Source organism: Frondihabitans peucedani (genome assembly GCF_039537585.1).
Taxonomy (GTDB): domain Bacteria; phylum Actinomycetota; class Actinomycetes; order Actinomycetales; family Microbacteriaceae; genus Frondihabitans; species Frondihabitans peucedani.
The window spans coordinates 2,162,344-2,185,689 of sequence record NZ_BAABAU010000001.1 but is presented as its reverse complement, the minus strand read 5'-3'; the positions used below and the strand labels follow the sequence as shown (position 1 = coordinate 2,185,689).

36 protein-coding genes are annotated in these 23,346 nt (G+C 66.9%); 1 reads left to right on the top strand and 35 read right to left on the bottom strand.

Translation table 11 applies throughout. The features are described from left to right. Positions 1-19 precede the first annotated feature (19 nt). The 9 genes from rpsI to infA all read right to left on the bottom strand — a co-directional run bounded on the left by rpsI (position 20) and on the right by infA (position 5,487). Positions 20-505, bottom strand: a complete 486-nt coding sequence (gene rpsI, locus ABD733_RS10255) for a 30S ribosomal protein S9 (RefSeq protein WP_344795658.1) — start codon at positions 503-505, stop codon at positions 20-22. A gap of 32 nt (positions 506-537) precedes the next feature. Further along, complete coding sequence (gene rplM / locus ABD733_RS10250) at positions 538-984, bottom strand: 50S ribosomal protein L13 (protein WP_344795656.1); 447 nt, start codon at positions 982-984, stop codon at positions 538-540. 234 nt (positions 985-1,218) lie between these two features. Then, entirely contained in the window at positions 1,219-2,103 is an 885-nt protein-coding gene (locus tag ABD733_RS10245) for a tRNA pseudouridine synthase A (RefSeq protein ID WP_344795654.1), read from the bottom strand. A gap of 85 nt (positions 2,104-2,188) precedes the next feature. Further along, positions 2,189-2,842 (bottom strand): 50S ribosomal protein L17, encoded by a 654-nt coding sequence (gene rplQ, locus ABD733_RS10240; RefSeq protein ID WP_344795652.1) that lies wholly within the window; start codon positions 2,840-2,842, stop codon positions 2,189-2,191. Between the two features lie 47 nt (positions 2,843-2,889). Further along, positions 2,890-3,882 carry a DNA-directed RNA polymerase subunit alpha gene (locus ABD733_RS10235; protein ID WP_344795650.1) on the bottom strand — a complete coding sequence of 331 codons (993 nt, stop codon included), beginning with the start codon at positions 3,880-3,882 and terminating at the stop codon, positions 2,890-2,892. A 201-nt stretch (positions 3,883-4,083) separates the two neighbouring features. Beyond that, positions 4,084-4,482: a 30S ribosomal protein S11 gene (gene rpsK / locus ABD733_RS10230; RefSeq protein WP_055799944.1), complete on the bottom strand. Its 399-nt coding sequence runs from the start codon at positions 4,480-4,482 to the stop codon at positions 4,084-4,086. Positions 4,483-4,526: 44 nt separating this feature from the next. Continuing rightward, positions 4,527-4,901 (bottom strand): 30S ribosomal protein S13, encoded by a 375-nt coding sequence (rpsM, locus tag ABD733_RS10225; RefSeq protein WP_286345961.1) that lies wholly within the window; start codon positions 4,899-4,901, stop codon positions 4,527-4,529. Positions 4,902-5,061: 160 nt separating this feature from the next. Then, positions 5,062-5,178 (bottom strand): 50S ribosomal protein L36, encoded by a 117-nt coding sequence (gene rpmJ / locus ABD733_RS10220; protein ID WP_286345960.1) that lies wholly within the window; start codon positions 5,176-5,178, stop codon positions 5,062-5,064. 87 nt (positions 5,179-5,265) lie between these two features. Then, positions 5,266-5,487: a translation initiation factor IF-1 gene (infA, locus tag ABD733_RS10215; protein ID WP_055965022.1), complete on the bottom strand. Its 222-nt coding sequence runs from the start codon at positions 5,485-5,487 to the stop codon at positions 5,266-5,268. Positions 5,488-5,726: 239 nt separating this feature from the next. Between infA and ABD733_RS10210 the strand changes: the two genes are divergently transcribed. After that, positions 5,727-7,058 carry an LCP family protein gene (locus ABD733_RS10210; RefSeq protein ID WP_344795646.1) on the top strand — a complete coding sequence of 444 codons (1,332 nt, stop codon included), beginning with the start codon at positions 5,727-5,729 and terminating at the stop codon, positions 7,056-7,058. 14 nt (positions 7,059-7,072) lie between these two features. On the opposite strand, the gene map is transcribed toward ABD733_RS10210, so the two are convergent. The 26 genes from map to tuf form a co-directional block, all read right to left on the bottom strand. Next, complete coding sequence (gene map / locus ABD733_RS10205) at positions 7,073-7,906, bottom strand: type I methionyl aminopeptidase (RefSeq protein WP_344795644.1); 834 nt, start codon at positions 7,904-7,906, stop codon at positions 7,073-7,075. An 8-nt stretch (positions 7,907-7,914) separates the two neighbouring features. Further along, positions 7,915-8,526 carry an adenylate kinase gene (locus ABD733_RS10200; protein WP_344795642.1) on the bottom strand — a complete coding sequence of 204 codons (612 nt, stop codon included), beginning with the start codon at positions 8,524-8,526 and terminating at the stop codon, positions 7,915-7,917. Further along, on the bottom strand, positions 8,523-9,845 hold the full coding sequence (secY, locus tag ABD733_RS10195; protein ID WP_344795640.1) for a preprotein translocase subunit SecY: 1,323 nt from the start codon (positions 9,843-9,845) through the stop codon (positions 8,523-8,525). Before secY ends, ABD733_RS10200 begins: the two co-directional genes overlap by 4 nt. Positions 9,846-9,911: 66 nt before the next feature. After that, entirely contained in the window at positions 9,912-10,475 is a 564-nt protein-coding gene (gene rplO, locus ABD733_RS10190) for a 50S ribosomal protein L15 (RefSeq protein WP_344795638.1), read from the bottom strand. Beyond that, positions 10,475-10,657, bottom strand: a complete 183-nt coding sequence (gene rpmD / locus ABD733_RS10185; RefSeq protein ID WP_194600685.1) for a 50S ribosomal protein L30 — start codon at positions 10,655-10,657, stop codon at positions 10,475-10,477. The genes rplO and rpmD overlap by 1 nt, the downstream gene beginning before the upstream one ends. After that, positions 10,657-11,382: a 30S ribosomal protein S5 gene (gene rpsE / locus ABD733_RS10180; RefSeq protein ID WP_344795634.1), complete on the bottom strand. Its 726-nt coding sequence runs from the start codon at positions 11,380-11,382 to the stop codon at positions 10,657-10,659. The genes rpmD and rpsE overlap by 1 nt, the downstream gene beginning before the upstream one ends. Further along, entirely contained in the window at positions 11,379-11,750 is a 372-nt protein-coding gene (rplR, locus tag ABD733_RS10175; protein WP_344795632.1) for a 50S ribosomal protein L18, read from the bottom strand. Before rplR ends, rpsE begins: the two co-directional genes overlap by 4 nt. A 2-nt stretch (positions 11,751-11,752) precedes the next feature. Beyond that, positions 11,753-12,289, bottom strand: a complete 537-nt coding sequence (rplF, locus tag ABD733_RS10170; protein ID WP_344795630.1) for a 50S ribosomal protein L6 — start codon at positions 12,287-12,289, stop codon at positions 11,753-11,755. A 6-nt stretch (positions 12,290-12,295) separates the two neighbouring features. Continuing rightward, positions 12,296-12,694, bottom strand: a complete 399-nt coding sequence (rpsH, locus tag ABD733_RS10165) for a 30S ribosomal protein S8 (protein WP_344795628.1) — start codon at positions 12,692-12,694, stop codon at positions 12,296-12,298. A gap of 141 nt (positions 12,695-12,835) precedes the next feature. Then, positions 12,836-13,429, bottom strand: a complete 594-nt coding sequence (gene rplE / locus ABD733_RS10160) for a 50S ribosomal protein L5 (protein ID WP_344795626.1) — start codon at positions 13,427-13,429, stop codon at positions 12,836-12,838. Continuing rightward, the gene (rplX, locus tag ABD733_RS10155; RefSeq protein WP_344795624.1) at positions 13,429-13,788 is read right to left on the bottom strand and encodes a 50S ribosomal protein L24; all 360 of its coding nucleotides are present in this window, start codon (positions 13,786-13,788) and stop codon (positions 13,429-13,431) included. The genes rplE and rplX overlap by 1 nt, the downstream gene beginning before the upstream one ends. 3 nt (positions 13,789-13,791) lie before the next feature. Next, on the bottom strand, positions 13,792-14,160 hold the full coding sequence (rplN, locus tag ABD733_RS10150; RefSeq protein WP_055964996.1) for a 50S ribosomal protein L14: 369 nt from the start codon (positions 14,158-14,160) through the stop codon (positions 13,792-13,794). A gap of 29 nt (positions 14,161-14,189) precedes the next feature. Continuing rightward, positions 14,190-14,486, bottom strand: a complete 297-nt coding sequence (gene rpsQ, locus ABD733_RS10145; RefSeq protein WP_344795621.1) for a 30S ribosomal protein S17 — start codon at positions 14,484-14,486, stop codon at positions 14,190-14,192. Continuing rightward, entirely contained in the window at positions 14,486-14,836 is a 351-nt protein-coding gene (gene rpmC / locus ABD733_RS10140; protein WP_344795619.1) for a 50S ribosomal protein L29, read from the bottom strand. The genes rpsQ and rpmC overlap by 1 nt, the downstream gene beginning before the upstream one ends. Beyond that, positions 14,836-15,255, bottom strand: a complete 420-nt coding sequence (rplP, locus tag ABD733_RS10135) for a 50S ribosomal protein L16 (RefSeq protein ID WP_055964987.1) — start codon at positions 15,253-15,255, stop codon at positions 14,836-14,838. Before rplP ends, rpmC begins: the two co-directional genes overlap by 1 nt. 2 nt (positions 15,256-15,257) lie before the next feature. After that, positions 15,258-16,049, bottom strand: a complete 792-nt coding sequence (gene rpsC, locus ABD733_RS10130; RefSeq protein WP_286345946.1) for a 30S ribosomal protein S3 — start codon at positions 16,047-16,049, stop codon at positions 15,258-15,260. Continuing rightward, complete coding sequence (rplV, locus tag ABD733_RS10125; protein ID WP_344795616.1) at positions 16,049-16,441, bottom strand: 50S ribosomal protein L22; 393 nt, start codon at positions 16,439-16,441, stop codon at positions 16,049-16,051. The genes rpsC and rplV overlap by 1 nt, the downstream gene beginning before the upstream one ends. A 26-nt stretch (positions 16,442-16,467) precedes the next feature. Continuing rightward, positions 16,468-16,749: a 30S ribosomal protein S19 gene (rpsS, locus tag ABD733_RS10120; protein WP_344795614.1), complete on the bottom strand. Its 282-nt coding sequence runs from the start codon at positions 16,747-16,749 to the stop codon at positions 16,468-16,470. A 12-nt stretch (positions 16,750-16,761) separates the two neighbouring features. After that, entirely contained in the window at positions 16,762-17,601 is an 840-nt protein-coding gene (gene rplB, locus ABD733_RS10115; protein WP_286345944.1) for a 50S ribosomal protein L2, read from the bottom strand. 19 nt (positions 17,602-17,620) lie between these two features. Further along, a complete protein-coding gene (rplW, locus tag ABD733_RS10110; RefSeq protein ID WP_344795610.1) occupies positions 17,621-17,920 on the bottom strand; it encodes a 50S ribosomal protein L23 in 300 nt (99 codons plus the stop codon). Then, entirely contained in the window at positions 17,917-18,579 is a 663-nt protein-coding gene (gene rplD / locus ABD733_RS10105; protein ID WP_344795608.1) for a 50S ribosomal protein L4, read from the bottom strand. The genes rplW and rplD overlap by 4 nt, the downstream gene beginning before the upstream one ends. 3 nt (positions 18,580-18,582) lie before the next feature. Continuing rightward, positions 18,583-19,236, bottom strand: a complete 654-nt coding sequence (rplC, locus tag ABD733_RS10100; RefSeq protein WP_344795606.1) for a 50S ribosomal protein L3 — start codon at positions 19,234-19,236, stop codon at positions 18,583-18,585. A gap of 14 nt (positions 19,237-19,250) precedes the next feature. Further along, on the bottom strand, positions 19,251-19,559 hold the full coding sequence (gene rpsJ / locus ABD733_RS10095; RefSeq protein ID WP_344795604.1) for a 30S ribosomal protein S10: 309 nt from the start codon (positions 19,557-19,559) through the stop codon (positions 19,251-19,253). A 527-nt stretch (positions 19,560-20,086) separates the two neighbouring features. Further along, on the bottom strand, positions 20,087-20,866 hold the full coding sequence (locus ABD733_RS10090; RefSeq protein ID WP_344795602.1) for a DarT ssDNA thymidine ADP-ribosyltransferase family protein: 780 nt from the start codon (positions 20,864-20,866) through the stop codon (positions 20,087-20,089). Positions 20,867-20,932: 66 nt separating this feature from the next. Then, entirely contained in the window at positions 20,933-21,910 is a 978-nt protein-coding gene (locus tag ABD733_RS10085) for a DNA topoisomerase IB (RefSeq protein WP_344795600.1), read from the bottom strand. A 139-nt stretch (positions 21,911-22,049) separates the two neighbouring features. Continuing rightward, on the bottom strand, positions 22,050-23,243 hold the full coding sequence (tuf, locus tag ABD733_RS10080; protein ID WP_344795598.1) for an elongation factor Tu: 1,194 nt from the start codon (positions 23,241-23,243) through the stop codon (positions 22,050-22,052). Positions 23,244-23,346 lie beyond the last annotated feature (103 nt).

Genomic DNA, 23,346 nt, shown 5'->3' with positions numbered 1-23,346 from the left:
CGCGAAGCCCTGCCGGTGACTAGCGCTTGGAGAACTGAGGAGCCTTACGGGCCTTCTTGAGACCGGCCTTCTTGCGCTCCTTGACGCGAGCGTCGCGGCTGAGGAAGCCCGCCTTCTTCAGCTCGGCGCGGTTGTTCTCTTCGTCGATCTCGTTCAGCGTGCGGCTGATGCCGAGGCGGAGGGCGCCGGCCTGACCCGAGGGGCCACCGCCGGAGATCTTCGCGACGACGTCGTACGAGCCGAGCAGGTCGAGGACCTTGAACGGGTCGTTGATCAGCTGCTGGTGCAGCTTGTTGGGGAAGTACTCGTCGAGCGCACGGCCGTTGACGGTGATGACACCGGTGCCGGGCGTGAGGCGCACGCGGGCGATCGCCTGCTTGCGGCGACCGACGGCGCCGCCGCCGACGGTGAGGACGGGACGGGGAGCCGAGGCCTCGACAGGAGCGGCGCTCTCGGTCGTGAAGCTCTCGGGGGTGTTTTCGATGGAATCGGCGATGCTGGCCACTGTGAATAAGTCCTTTAGGTCTTTAGCGGGCGCTACTGGGCGACCTGGTCGAGGGTGTACGGCGTGGGCTTCTGTGCCGCGTGAGGGTGCTCAGGACCCGCGTACACCTTCAGCTTCTGGATCTGCGCGCGACCGAGGGAGTTCTTCGGAAGCATGCCGCGGATGGCCTTCTCGACCGCGCGCGTCGGGTGCTTCTCGAGCATCTCGGAGTAGGTCTGAGCCGTGAGGCCGCCCGGGTAGCCCGAGTGGCGGTAGGCCAGCTTCGTCTGCAGCTTGGAGCCGGTCAGTGCGACCTTCTCGGCGTTGACGACGATGACGAAGTCGCCCATGTCCATGTGGGGAGCGAACGTGGGCTTGTGCTTGCCGCGCAGAAGCGCGGCGACGTGGCTGGCGAGACGGCCGAGGACGATGTCTTCGGCGTCGATGATCAGCCACTGCGGCTGGACATCAACCGGGGTGGGGGAGAAAGTGCGCGTCACAGTAGTGCTGCTTTCTGGTCGAGGTGAGAGGTTCGTGAATCCCGCTCCGTTGCCGTTCGTGCCTCGATGAGGCGTGAACGAGTCAGGTGGAGGGCTCAACTTCGGGCGAGAGCGCGCAGTTGCGCAGACACCAATCGGAGACGTTACAGGAAGACCGGGCTCCGGGCAACCGCGCCCGGGCGTGCGGTGCCGGTGCCGGTGCCGTCGAGCGCAGGATCCCGGGCCTGCGCCCCTTCAGAGCGCAGCGCGCCGCGCCCGGGTCAGCTCGGCCCGCGCCTCGAACTGCTCCTCGTGCGGATACGACACCTCGCGGAGCGTCAGCCCGTGCGCCTGCGCGACCTTGAACTCGCCGCTCCGGAGCCGCGCCTCGCGGATGCGCGCGGCGTCTGCCAGCGCGAGCCGCCCCTCCCCCACGGCCAGCGTGACGCCGACGAGAGAGCGCACCATGCTGTGGCAGAACGCATCGGCCCGGACGCGGGCGACCAGGATCCCGTCCGGATCGCGCCGCCAGTGGAACTCCTGGAGCGTCCGCACGGTCGTCGCTCCCACCCGGGGTCTGCAGTAGGCCGCCCAGTCGTGCAGCCCCAGGAGGCTCAGCGCGGTGGCGTTCATGAGGTCGACGTCGACCGTCGCGTCGAACCAGAGGGTGTCGAAGCGCCGAATGGGGTGCCGGGGCCCGGTCAGGTCGCTCACGCGGTACTCGTACTCGCGCCAGAGCGCCGAGTAGCGGGCATCGAAGGTCGCGGGCACCACCGAGGCGTGTGTGACGTGGAGGTCGTCTTCTGCGCCGGCCAGCCCGTTGATCCTGCGCGCGAGCCGGAGCGCCGGCGGGAACGGCGGGTACTTCGTCTTGTTGCGGTGCGGGACCTGCAGGAACGCGTGCTGCGCAGCCGTCAGGTCGAGGTGGGCGACCTGCCCTGTGGCGTGGACGCCGGCGTCGGTGCGTCCGGCGACGACGAGGCGCGGAGCCGGAAGGTAGCGCCGGAACGTCGTGTCGAGCGCGGCCTCGATCTCGCCCTGGACGGTGCGGAGACCGGGCTGCGTGCTCCAGCCGTTGAAGGCGGTGCCGTCGTACGAGACGTCGAGCCTCAGTCGCACGGCTCCGCTCTCGTTTTCCACGCCGACAATCCTAAATGGCGCAGGATCGCGAGAAGGCCCGCCTCCGAGAGAGGCGGGCCTTCAGGCTGTGGTGCAGTGGAGCGGACTACTTCTTGGCGTCGCCCTCGTCGGCGGCGGCCTCGTCGGCCGGCGCCTCGGTGGTGGCCTCGATGATCGTCTCGTCGGAGGCGGTCAGCTCGTCGGACGACTCGCTCTCGAGCTCGGCGGTCGTCTCGGGGGTCTCGTCGGAGTCGACGGGAGCCTCGGTCGTGGCCTCGATGATCGCCTCGTCAGAAGCGGTCAGCTCGTCGGACGGCTCGTCGAGGAGCGCCTGGGTGGTCGCCGGGACGGCAGCAGCCGAGGAGCGCGAGCTCTTGGCAGCGCCCTTGGTCTTCGGGCTCACGGGCTCGAGGACGAGCTCGATCTGCACCATCGACGCGTTGTCGCCCTTGCGGAAGCCGAGCTTGGTGATGCGGGTGTAACCGCCCTCACGGAGCTCCAGCAGGGGCGCGACCTCGGAGAACAGGATGTGCGTGGCCTCTTTGTTGCGCAGGATGCTCTGGACGCGACGACGCGAGTGGAGGTCGCCGCGCTTGGCGAACGTGACCAGGCGCTCGGCGACGGGACGCAGGCGCTTGGCCTTGGTCTCGGTCGTCTTGATGCTCTTGTGCGTGAACAGCTGGCCGGCCATGTTGGCGAGCAGCAGGCGCTCGTGCGCCGGGCCGCCTCCGAGGCGGGGACCCTTGGTGGGCTTGGGCATGTCTTTTCCTAAAGTGTCGAGAGGTGGAGGGCGTCGAGGGGCGGGACCTAGTTGGTCTCGTCCTCGTCGTAGCCGCTGTAGAAGTGAGCGCCGTCGAAGCCGGGAACGGTGTCTTTCAGCGAGAGGCCGAGCTCGACGAGCTTGTCCTTCACCTCGTCGACCGACTTCTGACCGAAGTTGCGGATGTTCATGAGCTGCGTCTCCGACAGGGCGACGAGCTCGGACACCGTGTTGATGCCCTCGCGCTTCAGGCAGTTGTAGCTGCGCACCGACAGATCGAGGTCCTCGATCGGGGTCTGCAGCTCCGACGAGAGGACGGCGTCGACCGGCGCGGGGCCGATCTCGATGCCCTCGGCGGCGGTGTTGAGCTCACGGGCGAGACCGAAGAGCTCGACCAGGGTGCGGCCGGCCGACGCGATGGCGTCGCGGGGGCTGATCGCGGGCTTGGTCTCGACGTCGACCACCAGGCGGTCGAAGTCGGTGCGCTCACCGGCACGAGTCGCCTCGACGCGGTAGGTCACCTTGAGGACGGGCGAGTAGATCGAGTCGATCGGGATCTGACCGGCCTCGGAGAACTCCGAGCGGTTCTGGACCGCCGACACGTAGCCGCGGCCGCGCTCGATGGTCAGCTCGAGTTCGAACTTGGCCTTGTCGTTCAGGGTCGCGATGACGAGCTCGGGGTTGTGCACCTCGACACCGGCCGGGACCGAGATGTCGGCGGCGGTGACCTGACCGGCACCCTGCTTGCGCAGGTAGGCGGTGATCGGCTCGTCGTGCTCGCTCGAGACGACGAGGCTCTTGATGTTCAGGATGACCTCGGTGACGTCTTCTTTGACACCGGGGACCGTCGTGAACTCGTGGAGCACGCCGTCGATGCGGATGCTGGTGACAGCCGCTCCGGGAATCGACGAGAGGAGGGTGCGACGCATCGAGTTGCCGAGCGTGTAGCCGAAGCCGGGCTCGAGGGGCTCGATCACGAAGCGGGAGCGGAACTCCGAGATGTTCTCCTCGGTGAGGGTGGGGCGCTGTGCAATGAGCACTGTGGATTCCTTTCGGCGAAGAGCCCTGCATATGACTCTTGGCGGTACGACTGGTGGCTGTCAGTCGGTCTTTTGAGTTGTGAGATGCACAGGCCGCTCCGGGTCGCCCCGGAGCACCTGTGCCGACGAACTGCGTGGTGAACGCCGCGACCCCCGGAGCCCCCTCACGGGGTGCTCCGGGGACGCGGCGGCACTGTTAACTCAGACGCGACGGCGCTTCGGCGGGCGGCATCCGTTGTGCGCCTGCGGGGTGACGTCGTTGATCGAACCGACCTCGAGGCCAGCGGCCTGGAGCGAGCGGATCGCCGTCTCGCGGCCGGAACCCGGGCCCTTGACGAACACGTCGACCTTCTTGACGCCGTGCTCCTGCGCCTGACGCGCAGCCGACTCGGCAGCGAGCTGCGCCGCGAACGGGGTCGACTTGCGCGAGCCCTTGAAGCCGACGGCGCCGGACGAAGCCCAGCTCAGGACGGCCCCGGACGGGTCGGTGATCGAAACGATGGTGTTGTTGAACGTCGACTTGATGTGGGCCTGGCCCACGGCGACGTTCTTCTTCTCTTTACGGCGGGGCTTACGCGCGGCCGACTTCGGTGCTGCCAATTTTTTCTCCTACAACCTGGGAATGGCTACGGCGAGCGCCGGGCCTATCGAGCCTTCTTCTTGCCGGCGACCGTGCGCTTCGGGCCCTTGCGGGTACGAGCGTTGGTCTTGGTGCGCTGGCCGCGGACGGGCAGACCGCGGCGGTGGCGGATGCCCTCGTAGCTGCCGATCTCGACCTTGCGGCGGATGTCGGCGGCGACCTCGCGGCGGAGGTCACCTTCTACCTTGAAGTTGCCCTCGATGTAGTCGCGGAGCAGGACGAGCTGGTCGTCGCTCAGGTCTTTGACGCGGATGTTGCCGTCGATCGAGGTCTCGGCGAGAGTCTTGAGCGCGCGCGTGCGGCCGACTCCGTAGATGTAGGTCAGTGCGACTTCCACGCGCTTGTCGCGCGGGATGTCTACGCCTGCTAGACGTGCCATTGTGGCTTCTCCTTGAGAGATGGTGGAGGTGTGTCACAGCGCCGGTGCCAGGGCCTCCGCCCTGGGTGTCCCCGCGGTCTCCCTCGACGAGTGACCGTCTCGGGATCCTGCGGATCTGGTGCTGCTTGGGGTGATGCGGTGGAGCTGTCAGCCTGCGGGATCAGCCCTGGCGCTGCTTGTGGCGCGGGTTGCTGTTGCAGATGACCATGACGCGGCCGTTGCGGCGAATCACCTTGCAGTGCTCGCAGATGGGCTTGACGCTGGGCTTGACCTTCATTGTGTGTTCTTTCTGACTCGCTGGCCTCGTGCCCGACGGATGCGCCGGGCCGTTCCTTTCCAAGACAGACGACTCTCTAGGACTGGCCTACTTGTAGCGGTAGACGATCCGGCCGCGGGTCAGGTCGTAGGGGCTCAGCTCCACGATCACACGGTCTTCGGGGAGGATGCGGATGTAGTGCTGCCGCATCTTTCCGGAGATGTGTGCGAGGACCTTGTGTCCGTTGCTCAGCTCAACGCGGAACATGGCGTTGGGCAGCGCTTCGACCACTGCGCCTTCGATTTCGATGACACCGTCTTTTTTGGCCATAGCCTCACTGTCGCTAAAGAGTTGTTTGTGTTGGTCTTGCGGGGAGCGGCGCCCTCAGGATCACGACGCGCGGACGAATCGCGATCGAGGCGGCTCGCAGAATGCGGGCCTGGGACACCAAAGATCGATCTTATGCGATGGGGCTATAGTTTGCCAACCCGGCGGGTCAACTCGACACGCCGTCGTCTGTGCCGAGTCGTCCGACCCGCCCGGACTCCGCGAGACCGAAAGAGAGAGCCGTGCCTGGAGAACGTTCGAGACGCCGTGATCCTGCCCGGTCGGGTGTCGCCCGCCACGGGCGACTGCCCCGGAGCGGACCCTTCCGCTTCGCGGCGCTCCTCGTGGGAGTCGCCCTCGCCGTGTCGCTGGTCAGCGTCGGAGGGGTCGCCGCGTTCGCCGGGATCTCGTTGAAGACGCAGATCAAGAGCGTCTCCATCGGCGCGAAGGACGACAGGATCGCCGAGAGCACCTCCATCGGCGCGATCGAGGGCGGGGCGAACATCCTGCTGGTCGGCAGCGACACCCGGGTGGGCCAGACCGACGTGGCAGCCGGGGTCGCGGACGGCAGCCGGAACGACGTCACGATCCTGATCCACCTGTCGGCCGACCACACGCAGATGACCGCCGTCTCGTTCCCCCGCGACCTCATGGTCGACCTCCCCTCCTGCACCGGGACGAACGGCGCCACGTTCCCCGCAGCGGACTACCAGCAGTTCAACACGAGTCTCGGAGAAGGTCTCGGCTGCACCGTCGCCACGGTCGAGTCGATGACGGGTCTGACGATCCCCTACGCGGCCGAGATCACGTTCGACGGCGTCATCGAGATGTCGAACGCCATCGGCGGGGTCGACGTCTGCGTGGCCAGGCCCATCGACGACTCCGACTCCGGTCTCGTCCTCTCGGCCGGCACCCACACGCTTCAGGGGCTGCAGGCGCTCGAGTTCCTCCGCACCCGCCACGGCGTCGGAGACGGGAGCGACCTCGCCCGCATCTCGTCGCAGCAGGTGTTCCTGTCGGCCATGATGCGGAAGATCGTCTCGAGCGGCACCCTCGGCAACCCGGTCAAGCTCTACGGGCTCGCGTCGGCGGCGGTCAAGAACATGACCCTCTCGAAGAGCCTCGGCGACACCGACACGATGGTCGAGCTCGGCCTGGCGCTCAAGGGCATCGACCTGTCGAAGGTGCTCTTCGTCCAGTACCCGACGGCGACCGACCCCGAGAACTCCAACCGGGTGGTCGCTGACGAGTCGTCGGCGACGATCTTGAACGCCGACCTCAAGAGCGACACGAAGTTCACCCTCGGCGCGAACAGCACCGGGCGAGCGTCGGCCGCGGAGGGGTCGAGCGGCACGGCGTCGAGCGGGACGACGTCGAGCGGGACGACGTCGAGCGGCACAGCGGGCGGCACCGCATCGGGCAGCGCAGGATCAGGCACCGCTGCCACGTCCAGCCCGACCGCCACGCCCTCCTCCTCGGCGACATCGTCCCCGGCGGCCACGTCGTCGACGCTCCCGTCGACCATCACCGGCCAGGCGGCGTCGGAGGCCACCTGCTCGGTCGGAAACGGGTAGCGGGCGCCGCCCGACTACGGCAGCGGGACCGGCCGGACGCCCAGCGGCTCGAGGCCCGACGCCCCGCCGTCGGCTGCGGTCAGCACCCACACGCCGCCCGGGTGCACGGCGACGGAGTGCTCCCAGTGCGCGGAGTCGGAGCCGTCGCTCGTCGTCACGGTCCAGTCGTCGCTCTGCGTGAAGGTCTCGATGCCTCCCGCGGTGATCATGGGCTCGATCGCCACGACGAGACCGGCCTTCACTGCGGGCCCGTTGCCGCGGACGCGGTAGTTGAACACCGGCGGCTCCTCGTGCATGGAGCGCCCGATGCCGTGGCCGACATAGTCTTCGAGGATCCCGTACGTGCCCTGCGACTCGACGTACTCCTCGATGGCCTCGCCGACCTGGTTCAGGTGGCGGGCGGTGGCGAGAGCGGCGATGCCGTGCCAGAGAGACTGCTCGGTGACACGATTGAGCTCGCGGCGGGCCTCGGTCCGCGCAGGATCGGCGACACCCTCGACGACGAATGTCCGGGCGCTGTCGCCGTTCCACTCCTCGAGCTGCGCCCCGCTGTCGACGGACACGATGTCGCCCGCGACGAGGACCCGGTCGCCCGGGATGCCGTGCACGACGTCGTCGTTGACAGAGACGCACGTCGTCTTCGAGTAGCCGGGCACGAGCATGAAGTTCGGCTCGCCACCGCCGTCGCGGATCGTCTTCTCGGCGATCGCGTCGAGCTCGCCCGTCGTGACTCCGGGGCGGATCGCTGCAGCCACGGCGTCGAGCGACGCGGCCGTCAGCAGGCCGGGCCGCAGCATCCTGCGCAGTTCGTCTGGGGTCTTGTAGATCCCCGGGCGGCGGAAGGCCACTCCGAGGGTCAGGCCGCGGCCGTGGGCCGGATGCCGCGTGCCGCGAGGGCCGCGTCGATGCGGGAGGCGACCTCGTCGATGGTACCGAGACCGTCGACCTCGACCAGGATGCCGCGACCCTCGTACTCGGAGATCAGCGGGCCGGTCTCGCGCAGGTAGACGTCCTGGCGGTGACGGATGGCCTCTTCGGTGTCGTCGGAGCGGCCCTGGTCGAGCGCGCGCTTACGGAGCCGCTCGACGATCTCGTCGAGGTCGGCCGTCAGCTGCACCACAGCGGTCAGGGACTCGCCCTTGGATGCCAGCAGGGAGTCGAGGTACTCCACCTGCGCCGCCGTGCGGGGGTACCCGTCGAGCAGGAAGCCGCGCTCGGCGTCTGGCTGACCGAGGCGGTCTTCGATGAGCTCGTTGGTCAGGGAGTCCGGGACGTAGTCGCCGGCGTCCATGATCGCCTTGACCTGCACACCGAGGGGCGTCTCGTTCTTGACGTTCGCCCGGAAGATGTCTCCGGTCGAGATCGCTGGCACGCCGTACTCGTCGGCGATCCTGCCTGCCTGCGTGCCCTTGCCCGACCCGGGAGGGCCGACGATGAGCAGGCGGGTGCCCTGTCGGACGTCGCTCATCGCAGGAGGCCCTCGTAGTGGCGCTGCTGCAGCTGCGAGTCGACCTGCTTCACGGTCTCGAGGCCGACGCCGACGATGATCAGGATGCTCGCCCCGCCGAAGGGGAAGTTCTGGTTCGCACCGACAGTGGCCAGCGCCACCAGCGGGATGAGCGCGACGAGACCGAGGTAGAGCGATCCCGGCAGGGTGACGCGCGTCAGGACGTAGTCGAGGTAGTCGGCGGTGGGACGCCCGGCGCGGATGCCCGGGATGAACCCGCCGTACTTCTTCATGTTGTCGGCGACCTCTTCGGGGTTGAACGTGATGGCCACGTAGAAGTAGGTGAAGCCGATGATGAGCAGGAAGTACAGGAGCATGTAGAGGGGCTTGTCGCCCGAGGTCAGGTTCGCCTGGACCCACGAGACCCAGGCCGGCGGCGCAGAGCCGTCGGAGGGCGTGTTGAACTGGGCGACGAGAGCCGGCAGGTACAGCAGCGACGAGGCGAAGATGACGGGCACGACGCCGGCCATGTTGACCTTGATCGGGATGTAGGTGTTGTTGCCGCCGTAGGTGCGCCGACCGACCATGCGCTTGGCGTACTGGACGGGGATCCGTCTCTGAGACTGCTCGACGAACACGACGAGACCCATGATGATGATCCCGATCGCGATCACACCGAGGAAGATCTCGAAGCTCTTGGCCTGCTCGATCGCCCAAAGGGCGGTGGGGAACTTGGCGGCGATCGAGGTGAAGATCAGGATCGACATGCCGTTGCCGATGCCGCGCTCGGTGATGAGCTCGCCCATCCACATGATGAGGCCGGTGCCGGCGGTCATGGTGATGACCATGAGCAGGATCGCGTACCAGGCGTTATTCGTGATCAGCTGGCTGCACTCGGAGACCGTGGAGGAGCCGAACAGGGCGCCGGACCGGGCGACCGTGATCAGGGTGGTCGACTGCAGGATGCCCAGCGCGATGGTGAGGTAGCGGGTGTACTGCGTCAGCTTGGCCTGGCCCGACTGGCCCTCCTTGTAGAGGGCGTCGAAGTGCGGAATGACCACGCGGAGCAGCTGCACGATGATCGACGACGTGATGTAGGGCATGATGCCCAGCGCGAAGATCGAGAGCTGGAGGAGCGCGCCACCGGAGAAGAGGTTGACGAGCTCGTAGAGGCCGGACGTCGACTGGTTGCCCGCGAGGCAGGCCTGCACGTTGCTGTAGTCGACGAAGGGCGAGGGGATGAACGACCCCAGGCGGAAGAGCGCGATGATGCCGAGAGTGAACCCGATCTTTCGACGCAAATCAGGTGTGCGGAGAATCCGCGAAACAGCTCTGAACACAAGGGCCTCCCGGTATGAGGATAGACGACTGAAGAGGGTGGCCCTGACGGGCCACCCTCTCAGGTATTACTTGGTGACGGTTCCGCCCGCGGCGACGATCTTCTCTTCGGCAGAGCCGGAGACCTTGTCGACGACCACATTGAGCTTGACGGCCAGGTCGCCCTGTCCGAGCACCTTGACCTTCTCGTTCTTGCGGACGGCACCCTTGGCGACGAGGTCGCTCACGGTGACGTCTCCGCCTGCGGGGTAGAGGTCGGCCAGCTTCTCGAGGTTGACGACCTGGTACTCGACGCGGAACGGGTTCTTGAACCCGCGCAGCTTCGGGGTGCGCATGTGCAGCGGCATCTGCCCACCCTCGAAGCCGATCTTGACCGAGTAGCGGGCCTTCGTACCCTTGGTGCCACGACCGGCGGTCTTGCCCTTCGAGCCCTCACCGCGACCCACGCGCATCTTCGCCTTCTTGGCACCGGGAGCCGGACGAAGGTGGTGGACCTTGAGGATCTGCGGGCGAGCGACGTCGGTGGACTCCGACTTCGCGGCCGACGTGGAGGCGGCCTTGGTGCTCTTCGAAGAGCCGGCGGCCTTCTTGGGGGCAGCGGCCTTCGTGGTGGCCTCTGTGTCTTCAGCCATTAGTCAATCTCCTCGACTTTGACGAGGTGAGCGACCGTCACGACGTAACCGCGGTTCTGCTTGTCGTCCGGGCGAACGACCGTCTGGCCGATTCGCTTGAGACCCAAGCTGCGCAGCGTGTCGCGCTGGTTCTGCTTCTCGCTGATTTTGGACTTGATCTGAGTCACGCGGAGCTGAGCCATCAGGCACCTGCCTTCTCAGTTGCGGCAGCGCGAGCCTCGGCCTCGACGCGGAGCAGACGAGCCGGTGCGACGTGGTCGATGTCCAGACCACGGCGAGCTGCGACGGCGCGCGGCTCTTCCAGCTGCTGCAGCGCCGCGACGGTCGCGTGCACGATGTTGATGGTGTTCGACGAGCCGAGCGACTTGCTCAGGACGTCGTGGATGCCGGCGCACTCGAGCACGGCGCGGACGGGGCCACCGGCGATGACGCCGGTACCGGCCGCGGCAGGACGCAGCAGGACGACGCCCGCGGCGGCCTCACCCTGAACGGGGTGCGGGATCGTGTTGGCGATGCGGGGGACGCGGAAGAAGTTCTTCTTCGCCTCCTCGACACCCTTCGAGATGGCCGTGGGGACCTCGCGGGCCTTGCCGTAGCCCACACCGACGAGACCGTTGCCGTCGCCGACGACGACGAGAGCGGTGAAGCTGAAGCGACGACCACCCTTGACGACCTTCGACACGCGGTTGATGGTCACGACGCGCTCCAGGAACTGGCTCTTGTCGCGGTCGTCACGACCGCCACGGCCCTGGTTGCGGTCGCCGCGACCGTTGCCGCCACGACGGTCGGTACGACCGGCGTTGGCACCCTCGCGGTTGTTCGACTCCGACCCGGCGGCCGTCTCGACCGGACGGTCGACGACGGCCTCGGCCGTCGTCTCCGGCGTCTTGTTCGTTGCGTCGCTCACAGGTCCAACCCACCTTCCCGGGCGCCGTCGGCGATAGCCGCGACGCGTCCGGCGTACTTGTTACCACCGCGGTCGAAGACGACCGCGTCGATTCCGGCAGCCTTGGCGCGCTCGGCGACGAGCTCGCCGACCCTCTTGGCCTTGGCGGTCTTGTCACCGTCGAACGTGCGCAGGTCGGCCTCGAGGGTCGATGCGCTGGCGACGGTGTGGCCCTTGCTGTCGTCGACGACCTGGACGAACACGTGACGTGCCGAGCGGTTGACGACGAGACGCGGGCGGAGTTCGGTGCCCACGATCTTCTTGCGCAGGCGAGTGTGACGGCGGCTCGTAGCGGCCGACTTGCTCTTACCTCTGGTTCCGAGACCCATGATTACTTACCTGACTTTCCGGCCTTGCGGCGGACGACCTCGCCGGCGTACCGCACGCCCTTGCCCTTGTAGGGCTCGGGCTTGCGCAGCTTGCGGATGTTCGCAGCCACTTCGCCGACGGCCTGCTTGTCGATGCCGGTGACGGTGAGCTTGTTGTTGCCCTCCACCGTGAAGCTGATGCCCGCGGGCGGCTCGACGGTGATGGGGTGGGAGTAGCCGAGGGCGAACTCGATGTTCGAGCCCTTGGCCTGGACGCGGTAACCGGTACCGACGATCTCGAGGCCCTTGGAGTAGCCCTGGGTCACACCGATGATCTGGTTCGCGATGAGCGTGCGAGTGAGGCCGTGGAGCGAGCGCGAGGAGCGCTCGTCGTCGGGACGGGTCACCAGGACGGTGCCTTCCTCGATCTTGGCCTCGATGGGGCTGGCGACGACGAGCGAGAGCTCGCCCTTCGGGCCCTTGACGGTGACGGCCTGGCCGTCGACCTTCACATCGACCCCGGAGGGGATCTGAATGGGGAGTCGTCCGATTCGTGACATGTCGGGTTACCACACGTAGGCGAGAACTTCTCCGCCCACGCCCTTCTGCTCGGCCTCGCGGTCGGTCAGCAGACCGGAGGAAGTCGACAGGATGGCCACACCGAGACCGCCGAGGACCTGAGGGATCTCGGTCGACTTGGCGTAGACGCGGAGGCCGGGCTTCGACACGCGCTTGATGCCCACGATGGAGCGCTCACGGGCGGGGCCGTACTTGAGGTCGATGGTGAGGGTCTGACCGACGCGAGCGTCTTCGACCTTCCAGCCGTCGATGAAACCCTCTTTCTTGAGGATCTCGGCGATGTGGGACTTGAGCTTGGAGCTCGGCAGCGACACGGTGTCGTGGAACGCCGAGTTCGCGTTGCGCAGTCTGGTCAGCAGGTCTGCGACCGGATCTGTCATCGTCATGCGATTTGATCACTTTCTCGCCTGGTTTCGGCTTCCGGTACACCGGGAGCCGACCTGAGCGATCGGGGTGGCACGGAGCGGTTCTCCGAGCACGGAAGTACGGCCGGACACTTCGAGACCGAAGTGTCCGACCGGACGATCTTAGTTGGCCTGGTCGGCCGAGCGGAACGGGAAGCCGAGAGCCTTGAGCAGAGCCCGGCCCTCGTCGTCGTTCTTGGCCGTGGTGACGACGGTGATGTCGAAGCCGCGGACCCGGTCGATGCGGTCCTGATCGATCTCGTGGAACATGCTCTGCTCGTTGAGACCGAAGGTGTAGTTGCCGTTGCCGTCGAACTGGCGGTCGCTCAGACCGCGGAAGTCGCGGATGCGGGGAAGCGCGAGCGACAGAAGCCGGTCGAGGAACTCCCAGGCGCGGTCGCCACGGAGCGTGACGTGAGCGCCGATGGGCTGACCCTCGCGCAGCTTGAACTGAGCGATGGACTTGCGGGCCTTGGTGACCTGCGGCTTCTGTCCGGTGATGGCGGTGAGGTCCTTGACCGCGCCGTCCATGACCTTCGAGTCGCGAGCAGCCTCGCCGACACCCGTGTTGACGACGATCTTCACGAGACCGGGCACCTGGTGCACGTTCGAGAAGCCGAAGTCGCTCTTGAGCTGCGGCAGGATCTCGGCCTGGTACTTGGCCTTGAGTCGCGGCTGGACCTTGGATTCGGGTGTTGCAGTTGCGGTGTCGCTCATCAGAGGTCCTCCCCCGACTTCTTGGCGTAACGGATGCGGACCGTCTTGGAGACGCCGTCCTTCGTCACGGTCTCTTCGCGGAAGCCGACGCGGGTCGGCTTCTTGCTCTTGGGGTCGACCAGCTGCACGTTCGACACGTGGATCGGGGCCTCGTGGGTCTCGATGCCGCCGGTCTTGGTGCCGCGCTGCGTCTGACCGACGCGGACGTGCTTGGTGACGAAGTTGACACCCTCCACGACGACGCGGTCTTCGGCCTTCAGCACCTCGATGACCTTGCCCTGCTTGCCGCGGTCTCCGCCGCGGGCCTGCGAGGACCCGGAGATGACCTGGACCAGGTCACCCTTCTTGATGTTTGCCATGACTTAGATAACCTCCGGCGCCAGCGAGATGATCTTCATGAACTTCTTGTCGCGGAGTTCGCGACCGACCGGTCCGAAGATGCGGGTACCGCGGGGGTCTCCGTCGGCCTTCAGGATCACTGCGGCGTTCTCGTCGAACTTGATGTAGGAGCCGTCGTTGCGACGGGTCTCCTTCTTGGTACGGACGATGACCGCCTTGACGACGTCGCCCTTCTTCACGTTGCCGCCGGGGATGGCGTCCTTCACCGTGGCGACGATGACGTCGCCGAGACCGGCGTAACGACGGCCGGAGCCTCCGAGAACACGGATGGTGAGGATCTCCTTGGCACCGGTGTTGTCGGCGACCTTGAGGCGGGATTCCTGCTGAATCACTTCTGTCTCCTTCTGGAGTAGGCCGAGGCCTACTTCGCCTTCTCGAGGATCTCGACCAGGCGCCAGCGCTTGGAGGCGCTGAGCGGACGGGTCTCGCTGATGACGACCAGGTCGCCGATGCCGGCCGAGTTGGCCTCGTCGTGGACCTTGACCTTGGAGGTGCGGCGGATGACCTTGCCGTACAGGGGGTGCTTCACGCGGTCTTCGACCTCGACGACGATGGTCTTCTCCATCTTGTCGCTGGTGACGTAGCCACGGCGCGTCTTGCGGTAGCCGCGGACGAGGGTCTCGGTCGGGGCGTCCGCGGTCTTCTTCTCGGTAGCCATTACTTGGTCTCCTCGGCGGTGTCGGCGGCCTCGGTGGTGACGGCCTCGTCGGCAGCGGCCTCAGGGGCGGCGGCCTTCTTGGACGACTTCTTCGCAGCGGCCTTGGGGGCAGCCGCGACCGGGGCGGGGGTGGCACGGATGCCGAGCTCGCGCTCACGCAGGACCGTGTAGATGCGAGCGATGTCGCGCTTGACGGCGCGCACGCGGCCGTGATTCTCGAGCTGGCCGGTGGCCGACTGGAAGCGCAGGTTGAACAGCTCTTCCTTGGCCTTCTTCAGCTCGTCGACCAGACGCTCGTCCTCGAAAGTGTCGAGCTCGGTCGGAGCGAGCTCCTTGGATCCGATCGCCATTATGCGTCGCCCTCCTCGCGCTTGATGATGCGTGCCTTCAGAGGCAGCTTGTGGATTGCACGAGTGAGGGCCTCTTTGGCCACTTCCTCGCTGACGCCGCTGAGCTCGAAGAGCACGCGACCCGGCTTGACGTTGGCGACCCACCACTCGGGCGAGCCCTTACCGGAACCCATGCGGGTCTCGGCGGGCTTCTTGGTCAGCGGGCGGTCGGGGTAGATGTTGATCCACACCTTTCCACCGCGCTTGATGTGGCGGGTCATGGCGATACGAGCGGACTCGATCTGACGGTTGGTGACGTAGGCAGGCGTGAGGGCCTGGATGCCGTACTCACCGAAGCTCACGCGAGTGCCACCGGTGGCCTGGCCGCTACGGCCGGGGTGGTGCTGCTTGCGGTGCTTGACACGACGGGGGATCAACATGGTTACGCCTCAGCTCCTGCGGTGGCCGGAGCATCCTGCGTCTGCGGAGCACGGGTGTTGCCACCACGGGGTCCACGGTCACGGTCTCCGCCACGGTCGTTACGACGCTCGGGGCGCGACGACTTCTGGTTCGCCTGCTCGCGCGCGAGCTCTTTGTTGGTGATGTCGCCCTTGTAGATCCAGACCTTCACACCGATGCGACCGAAGGTGGTCTTGGCCTCGTAGAAGCCGTAGTCGATGTTGGCGCGGAGCGTGTGCAGGGGCACGCGGCCCTCGCGGTAGAACTCCGAGCGGCTCATCTCGGCGCCGCCGAGGCGGCCCGAGACCTGGATGCGGACACCCTTGGCGCCGGCACGCTGGGCGCCCTGGAGGCCCTTGCGCATGGCACGACGGAAGGCAACGCGAGCGCTGAGCTGCTCGGCGATGCCCTGGGCGACGAGCTGAGCCTCGGCCTCGGGGTTCTTGACCTCGAGGATGTTCAGCTGGATCTGCTTGCCCGTGAGCTTCTCGAGGTCGGCGCGGATGCGCTCGGCCTCGGCGCCACGGCGACCGATCACGATGCCCGGGCGGGCGGTGTGGATGTCGACGCGGACGCGGTCGCGGGTGCGCTCGATCTCGATCTTCGCAACACCGGCGCGGTCGAGCGAGGTCTTGAGGAGATTGCGGATCTTGATGTCTTCGGCGACGTAGTCGCTGTAGCGCTGACCGGCCTTCGTGCTGTCGGAGAACCAGCGCGACACGTGGTCGGTGGTGATTCCGAGACGGAAGCCGTACGGGTTTACTTTCTGGCCCATTACTTGCTCGCCTTCTTGGACGTTGCGGCCGCTTCGGCCTCTTCCGGCGTCGCGAGGACGACGGTGATGTGGCTGGTGCGCTTCAGGATCTGGAACGCACGGCCCTGAGCACGGGGCTGGAACCGCTTGAGGGTGGCGCCCTCGTCGACGAAGACGCTCGAGATGTAGAGGTCGTCGTCGTTGAGGTAGCTGTTCTGAGCGTCCGCCTTGACACGTGCGTTGGCCATGGCCGACGCGACGAGCTTGTAGACGGGCTCCGAGGCGCCCTGGGGGGCGAACTTCAGGATGGCCAGGGCCTCGAGGGCCTGCTTGCCGCGGATCATGTTGACGACGCGGCGGGCCTTCTGAGGCGTAACGCGGATGTGTCGCACGCGTGCGATCGACTCCACCATCTTCTCTCCTCCTTCTCGCCGCCGCGTTAGCGGCGACGACCCTTCTTGTCGTCCTTCACGTGGCCGCGGAAGGTGCGGGTCGGCGCGAACTCGCCGAGCTTGTGGCCGATCATCGACTCGGTCACGAACACGGGGATGTGCTTGCGTCCGTCATGCACGGCGATGGTGTGGCCGAGCATGTTCGGGATGATCATCGATCGACGCGACCAGGTGCGGATCACGTTCTTGGTGTGGGCTTCGTTCTGAACGACGACCTTGCGAAGCAGGTGGTCGTCGACGAAGGGGCCCTTCTTCAGACTGCGTGGCATCTTCTACAACTCCTACTTGCGCTTTTTACCAGCATTGCGGCGGCGGACGATGAGCTTGTCGCTCTCCTTGTTGGGGTGGCGCGTGCGGCCCTCTTTCTGACCCCACGGCGAGACCGGGTGACGACCACCGGAGGTCTTACCCTCACCACCACCGTGCGGGTGGTCGACCGGGTTCATGGCGACACCGCGGACGGTCGGGCGGACGCCCTTCCAGCGCATGCGGCCGGCCTTGCCCCAGTTGATGTTCGACTGCTCGGCGTTGCCGACCTCGCCGATGGTCGCGCGGCAGCGCGCGTCGACGTTGCGGACCTCGCCCGAGGGGAGACGCAGCTGGGCGTAGGGGCCGTCCTTGGCGACGAGTCGCACCGAGGCACCGGCGGAGCGGGCCATCTTGGCGCCCCCGCCCGGCTTCAGCTCGATCGCGTGGATGACGGTACCCACCGGGATGTTCTTCAGCGGCAGGTTGTTGCCGGGCTTGATGTCGGCGGAGGGACCCGACTCGACGATGTCGCCCTGGCTCAGCTTGTTCGGCGCGATGATGTAGCGCTTGGTGCCGTCCACGAAGTGGAGCAGCGCGATGCGAGCCGTGCGGTTGGGGTCGTACTCGATGTGAGCGACCTTGGCGTTCACGCCGTCCTTGTCATTGCGACGGAAGTCGATGACGCGGTACTGGCGCTTGTGTCCACCACCGATGTGACGGGTCGTGATCCGGCCGGCGTTGTTGCGGCCGCCCGACTTCGAGAGAGGACGCAGCAGCGACTTCTCCGGGGTCGAGCGCGTGATCTCGGCGAAGTCGGCGACGGAGGAACCGCGGCGACCCGGAGTCGTGGGCTTGTAGTTGCGAATAGCCATTTTGTTATCCCTCCGAGCCCTAGCCGACAGCCGTGAAGATGTCGATGGAGCCCGACTTGAGTGTCACGATGGCGCGCTTGGTGCTCTTGCGCTTGCCGATCCCGAACTTGGTGCGGCGCGTCTTACCGGGCCGGTTCAGCGTGTTGATGCTGTCGACCTTGACGTCGAAGATCTTCTCGATGGCGAGCTTGATCTCGGTCTTGTTCGAGCGGGGGTCGACCAGGAAGGTGTACTTGCCCTGATCGATCAGGGAGTAGCTCTTCTCGGAGACGACCGGCGAGATCACGACGTCGCGGGGGTCTTTGTAGATGCCGCTCATGCGGTGGCCTCCTTCTTGGTCTTGGCGGCCACGAAGGCCTCGAAAGCGCTCTTGGTGAAGACGATGTCGTCGGAGACGAGGACGTCGTAGGCGTTGAGCTGGTCCCACGTGATGACGTGGACCTCATCGACGTTGCGGACGCTCTTCTGCGTCAGCTCGTCGTCGCGCTCGATGACGATCAGGACGTGCCTGCTCGTCGAGATGCCGGCGAGGAGCTCGAGGGCGACCTTCGTCGAGACGACGTCGGCGACGAAGCTCTCGACCACGTGGACGCGGGCACCGCGGGCGCGGTCAGAGAGAGCACCGAGCAGAGCGGCGGCGATCATCTTCTTGGGGGTGCGCTGCGCGTAGTTGCGCGGCGTCGGGCCGTGGACGATGCCACCGCCGGTCATCTGAGGAGCACGGATCGAGCCCTGACGAGCGCGACCGGTTCCCTTCTGCTTGAACGGCTTGCGGCCGGCGCCGGAGACCTCGCCGCGGCCCTTGACCTTGTGCGTGCCCTGACGAGCGGCAGCCAGCTGCGCGACGACGACCTGGTGGATCAGCGGCACGTTGGTGATGACGTCGAAGAGCTCGGCGGGGAGCTCGACGGTGCCGGACTTGCCGCCCTTGGCGTCGAGGACGTCGACGGTGCTGACGGAATCGGTGGTGGTAGCCATGCGCTAGGCCCCCTTAACGGCGGTGCGGACGAAGACGGTGCGGCCGCGAGCACCGGGGACGGCGCCCTTGACGAGCAGCAGACCCTTCTCGGCGTCGACGGCGTGGACCGTGAGGTTGAGGACGGTGACGCGGTCGCCACCCATGCGACCGGCCATGCGCATGCCCTTGAAGACACGGCTGGGGGTCGACGAAGCACCGATCGAGCCGGGCTTGCGGTGGTTGCGGTGCGAACCGTGCGAAGAGGAGACACCGGCGAAGTTGTGACGCTTCATGACACCGGCGAAGCCCTTGCCCTTGGAGGTGCCGACGACGTCGACCTTCTGGCCGGCCTCGAAGGTGTCGACCGTGAGCTCCTGGCCGAGCGCGTACGACGCGGCGTCGGCGGTGCGGACCTCGGTGAGGGTGCGGCGCGGCGTGACGCCGGCCTTGTCGAAGTGACCGGTCGCGGGCTTGTTCGACTTGCGAGGGTCGATGGCGCCGGCGGCGATCTGGACGGCGACGTAGCCGTCGAGCTCCTCGGTGCGGATCTGGGTCACGACGTTCGGCGAGATCTCGACGACGGTCACGGGGATGAGCTTGTTGTTCTCGTCCCAGACCTGGGTCATGCCGAGCTTCTTGCCGAGGAGGCCCTTGACGTTCTTGGTGGAGTTAGCCATCTGTCAGTCGCCCCCTACAGCTTGATCTCGATGTTGACGTCGGCGGGGAGGTCGAGTCGCATGAGCGAGTCGACGGCCTTCGGCGTCGGGTCGATGATGTCGATGAGACGCTTGTGCGTGCGCTTCTCGAAGTGCTCGCGGCTGTCTTTGTACTTGTGGGGCGAACGGATGACCGGGATCACGTTCTTCTCCGTGGGGAGCGGCACGGGGCCGACCACGGTCGCGCCGGCACGGGTCACCGTGTCGACGATCTTGCGAGCTGACGTGTCGATGACCTCGTGGTCGTACGACTTCAGTCGGATGCGGATCTTCTGTCCCGCCATGTGTGACTCTCTCTCGATGTAGACGTCGCGCACCTTCACTGGGCCGCCTGACGCGCCCTCGCGAACTCTCGCTCGCTCGGACTCGGTCGGTTGGGAGGGCATGTTGCTCGCCCGCCGCACCACTGTTTTTCTGTCAACGCCCCGCGAGTCGATTGCTCGTTGCTCTAGGGCTGGCTCGAACCCGCGCGAGAGAGAGGCCTGGGGAGGTCCATCTCTCGGCCCAGGAACGCCATCGCGTGGATGTCGCTTCTGGATCCGGCCGAGGCCCGCACGGAAGTGCGAGGCCCGAGCCTTCGGATTCGATTGAAGAGGTGTCCTGCTACCCGCGGCCCAGCGCGATCTCATCCGTCTTTAGCGTCTTGAGACACACACTGTGCACTGCATGGCAGTGATTCACGCCGTGAGGCGGAAGTGTTGAACCAGATAATCTTGCCACAGCCCGGCATTTGCTGCAACCCGGGCGTGTCGCGGTTGGACCCGGGCCCGCGAGGGCGTGCCGGGTGCGTGCGCGGGCGTGATCCTGCGGGTCAGTCCTCGCTCGGACGGAACCAGGGCGGGTAGATGGCCACGCGGGGCACCACTCCCCCGGCCTGCTTGACCAGCGCCTTCACCTGGTCGCGGACACGGTCGTTCGGGACGCCGATGAGCGTCAGCGCGTCGAGGTCGAACGAGCCGGGCACCAGGATCTCGACGCCGAGGAGCTCGGGGTCGGCGAGCGAGGCGCGGCGGACGAGCGGGCCGCCCTCGGAGAGGCCCGCTGCGAAGCGCGTGAGGGGGGCGGTGGCGTCCCCGTCGGCGACGACGAACGAGTCGCCGAGAGCCGAGACGGGGGCCACCAGGATCACGAAGTCGGTCGGGCGGGTGCCGCGGGCGGCGGCGGACCAGCGGTCGCCCTCGGCCCCCTTCCGCACCTCGTCCCACGTCGCAGCGTCCGGCGACAGCGCGAAGGGCACGTGCTCGGCCGCGGTCGAGCCGTCGGGCAGCGTCACTGCAGCGCGCTTCTCGCGCGCATCGGCCGAGCTGACGTCGAGCTCGGGCGACGCGTCGGAGCGGATGATGCCCGCCGACAGGATGCCCTCGAGGTTCGACAGGTGCGTCCAGTGGTGGACGCGCATCGTGGCGAGGTCGATGTCGGGCAGAGGATCGGTCGCGGCCGGAGCGCGCTTGGCGCCGGGGGCTCGGACGGGGGCGCGCCTGGCGGGAGTCGCCTTGCGGGCCGGGGGGACGGGATCCTGCACCTGGATCGTCTGGCGCGGGGCGCAGACGTCGCACAGTTCTTCATCCAGCCCGTGGATGCACTCGGTCACAGCGGTGGTCCTCTCGTGCGCCCGGTCGACAGGGCACGGGGGTCAAGGTTACGTCACCCTCCTGGGCTAACGGAAAAGCAGTGCCCGGACCTCGGTCTCGGCCGACCCCAGACGCGCCGGATCGATCGTCTCGCCGTGCTGGTAGGCGTCGACCAGCCGGGGGTCGACGTAGCTCTTCTTGGCGATCGACGGAGTGTTGCCGAGCACGTCGGACGCGTCGCGCATCGCCTGGGCCAGGGCCTTCTGACGCTTGGCGGCCGAGAGCTGCGGACCGGTCTTGGCGAGGCTGATCGCGGCCGCCACGGTCCCGTGGAGCGTCCGGAAGTCCTTAGCTGTGAAGTCGCCTCCTGTGCGCTCGTGGACGTACTCGTTGATGTCGACGGCGTGCAGGGGCTTCCACGGGGAGCCTGCAGCGTCGCGGTAGGCGAGGAGGCGGGCACGTGGCCCTCGACGCTTGAGACCCGTGATGACGGATGCGAGGTCGGGGTCGCGGATCTCGCTGTCCCAGTCCTGGCCGCTCTTCCCCGGGAACGACAGGGCGACGGTGTCGCCGCCCATGACCTTGGCGTGCGAGCACAGGAGCGTGGAGAGGCCGTGGCTGCCGTGCTGCTGGGCGTAGCGCTCCGAGCCGACTCGCAGAGAGCCCGTGTCGAGCATCCTGAAGGCCGTGGCCAGCGCCCGGATGCGGTCGGGCTCGTCGCGGCGGAGGTCCATCGTCACCAGGCGCCTGGCCGACGGCAGCGACTCGGCGAGAGCGAGCGACCGGTCGAACTTGATGCGGTCTTTCTGCTCGCGCCAGGTGGGGTGGTAGATGTACTGGCGGCGGCCGGCCCCGTCGACGCCGGTGGCCTGGATGTGACCGTTCGGGTAGGGGGCGATCCAGACGTCCGTCCACGCAGGAGGGATGGCGAGGTGCTCGAGGCGCTCGCGGAGCTCCGGGTCGGTGACGGTCGCGCCTGAGGAGTCGTGGTAGGTGAATCCTCGACCGGAGCGGACGCGGGTGATCCCGGGGCGCTTCGAGTCGGTGCGGCGGAGACGGGGCATCCGTCCACAGTGCCCGCAGGATCCTGCGCACACGCTCACCGGGGTACGCCCTGGCGCGCGAGACGACAAACGGGCCGAGTCTCTCGACTCGGCCCGTTCTCGGCAGTACTGACGATTCAGTACGTCACGTGGATCGGTGTTACTTGATGATCTTCGTGACGGTACCGGCGCCGACGGTGCGGCCACCCTCGCGGATAGCGAAGCGGAGGCCCTCCTCCATGGCGATCGGCTGGATCAGCTGGACGGTGATCTCAGTCGTGTCGCCGGGCATGACCATCTCGGTGCCCTCGGGCAGCGTGATGACGCCGGTGACGTCGGTGGTGCGGAAGTAGAACTGCGGACGGTAGTTCGCGTAGAACGGGTTGTGACGCCCGCCCTCGTCCTTCGAGAGGATGTAGACGTTGCCCTCGAACTCGGTGTGCGGCGTGATCGAGCCGGGCTTGACCACGACCTGGCCGCGCTCGACCTCTTCGCGCTTGGTACCGCGGAGGAGCAGACCGACGTTCTCACCCGCGCGGGCGTCTTCGAGGGTCTTGCGGAACATCTCGATGGCCGTGACGGTCGTCTTGATGCTCTTCTCCTTGATGCCGACGATCTCGACCTCGTCGTTCGGCTTCAGGACGCCACGCTCGACACGGCCGGTGATGACGGTTCCACGACCGGTGATCGTGAAGACGTCCTCGACGGGCATGAGGAAGGGCTGGTCGGTTGCACGAACCGGCTCCGGCACGTTCTCGTCGACGGCGTTCATGAGCTCGAAGACCGTGTCGGCCCACTTCTCGTCGCCCTCGAGGGCCTTGAGAGCGGAGACCTGGATCACCGGGGCGTTGTCGCCGTCGAAGTCCTGGCTGGAGAGCAGCTCGCGGACCTCGATCTCGACGAGCTCGAGGATCTCCTCGTCGTCGACCATGTCGGACTTGTTCAGCGCCACGACGATGTAGGGGACGCCGACCTGGCGGGCCAGGAGGACGTGCTCACGCGTCTGGGGCATGGGACCGTCGGTGGCCGCCACGACCAGGATCGCGCCGTCCATCTGAGCGGCACCGGTGATCATGTTCTTGATGTAGTCGGCGTGGCCCGGAGCGTCGACGTGAGCGTAGTGACGCTTCTCCGTCTGGTACTCGACGTGCGAGATGTTGATCGTGATACCACGAGCCTTCTCTTCGGGCGCGTTGTCGATCTGGTCGAATGCCGACGCGTCGTTGAGGGTCGGGTACTTGTCGTGCAGAACCTTGGTGATCGCCGCGGTGAGCGTCGTCTTGCCGTGGTCAACGTGACCGATGGTTCCGATGTTTACGTGCGGCTTAGTCCGCTCGAACTTGGCCTTCGCCACTGTGGGTCCTCCTCAGGACTCTGGTGCAGTCCCCCAGGTCGGCCGGAATTCCTCCGGCCGACCCGCGGGGGCCTGCGCATTGGTGTGTACTCATGCTACGCGG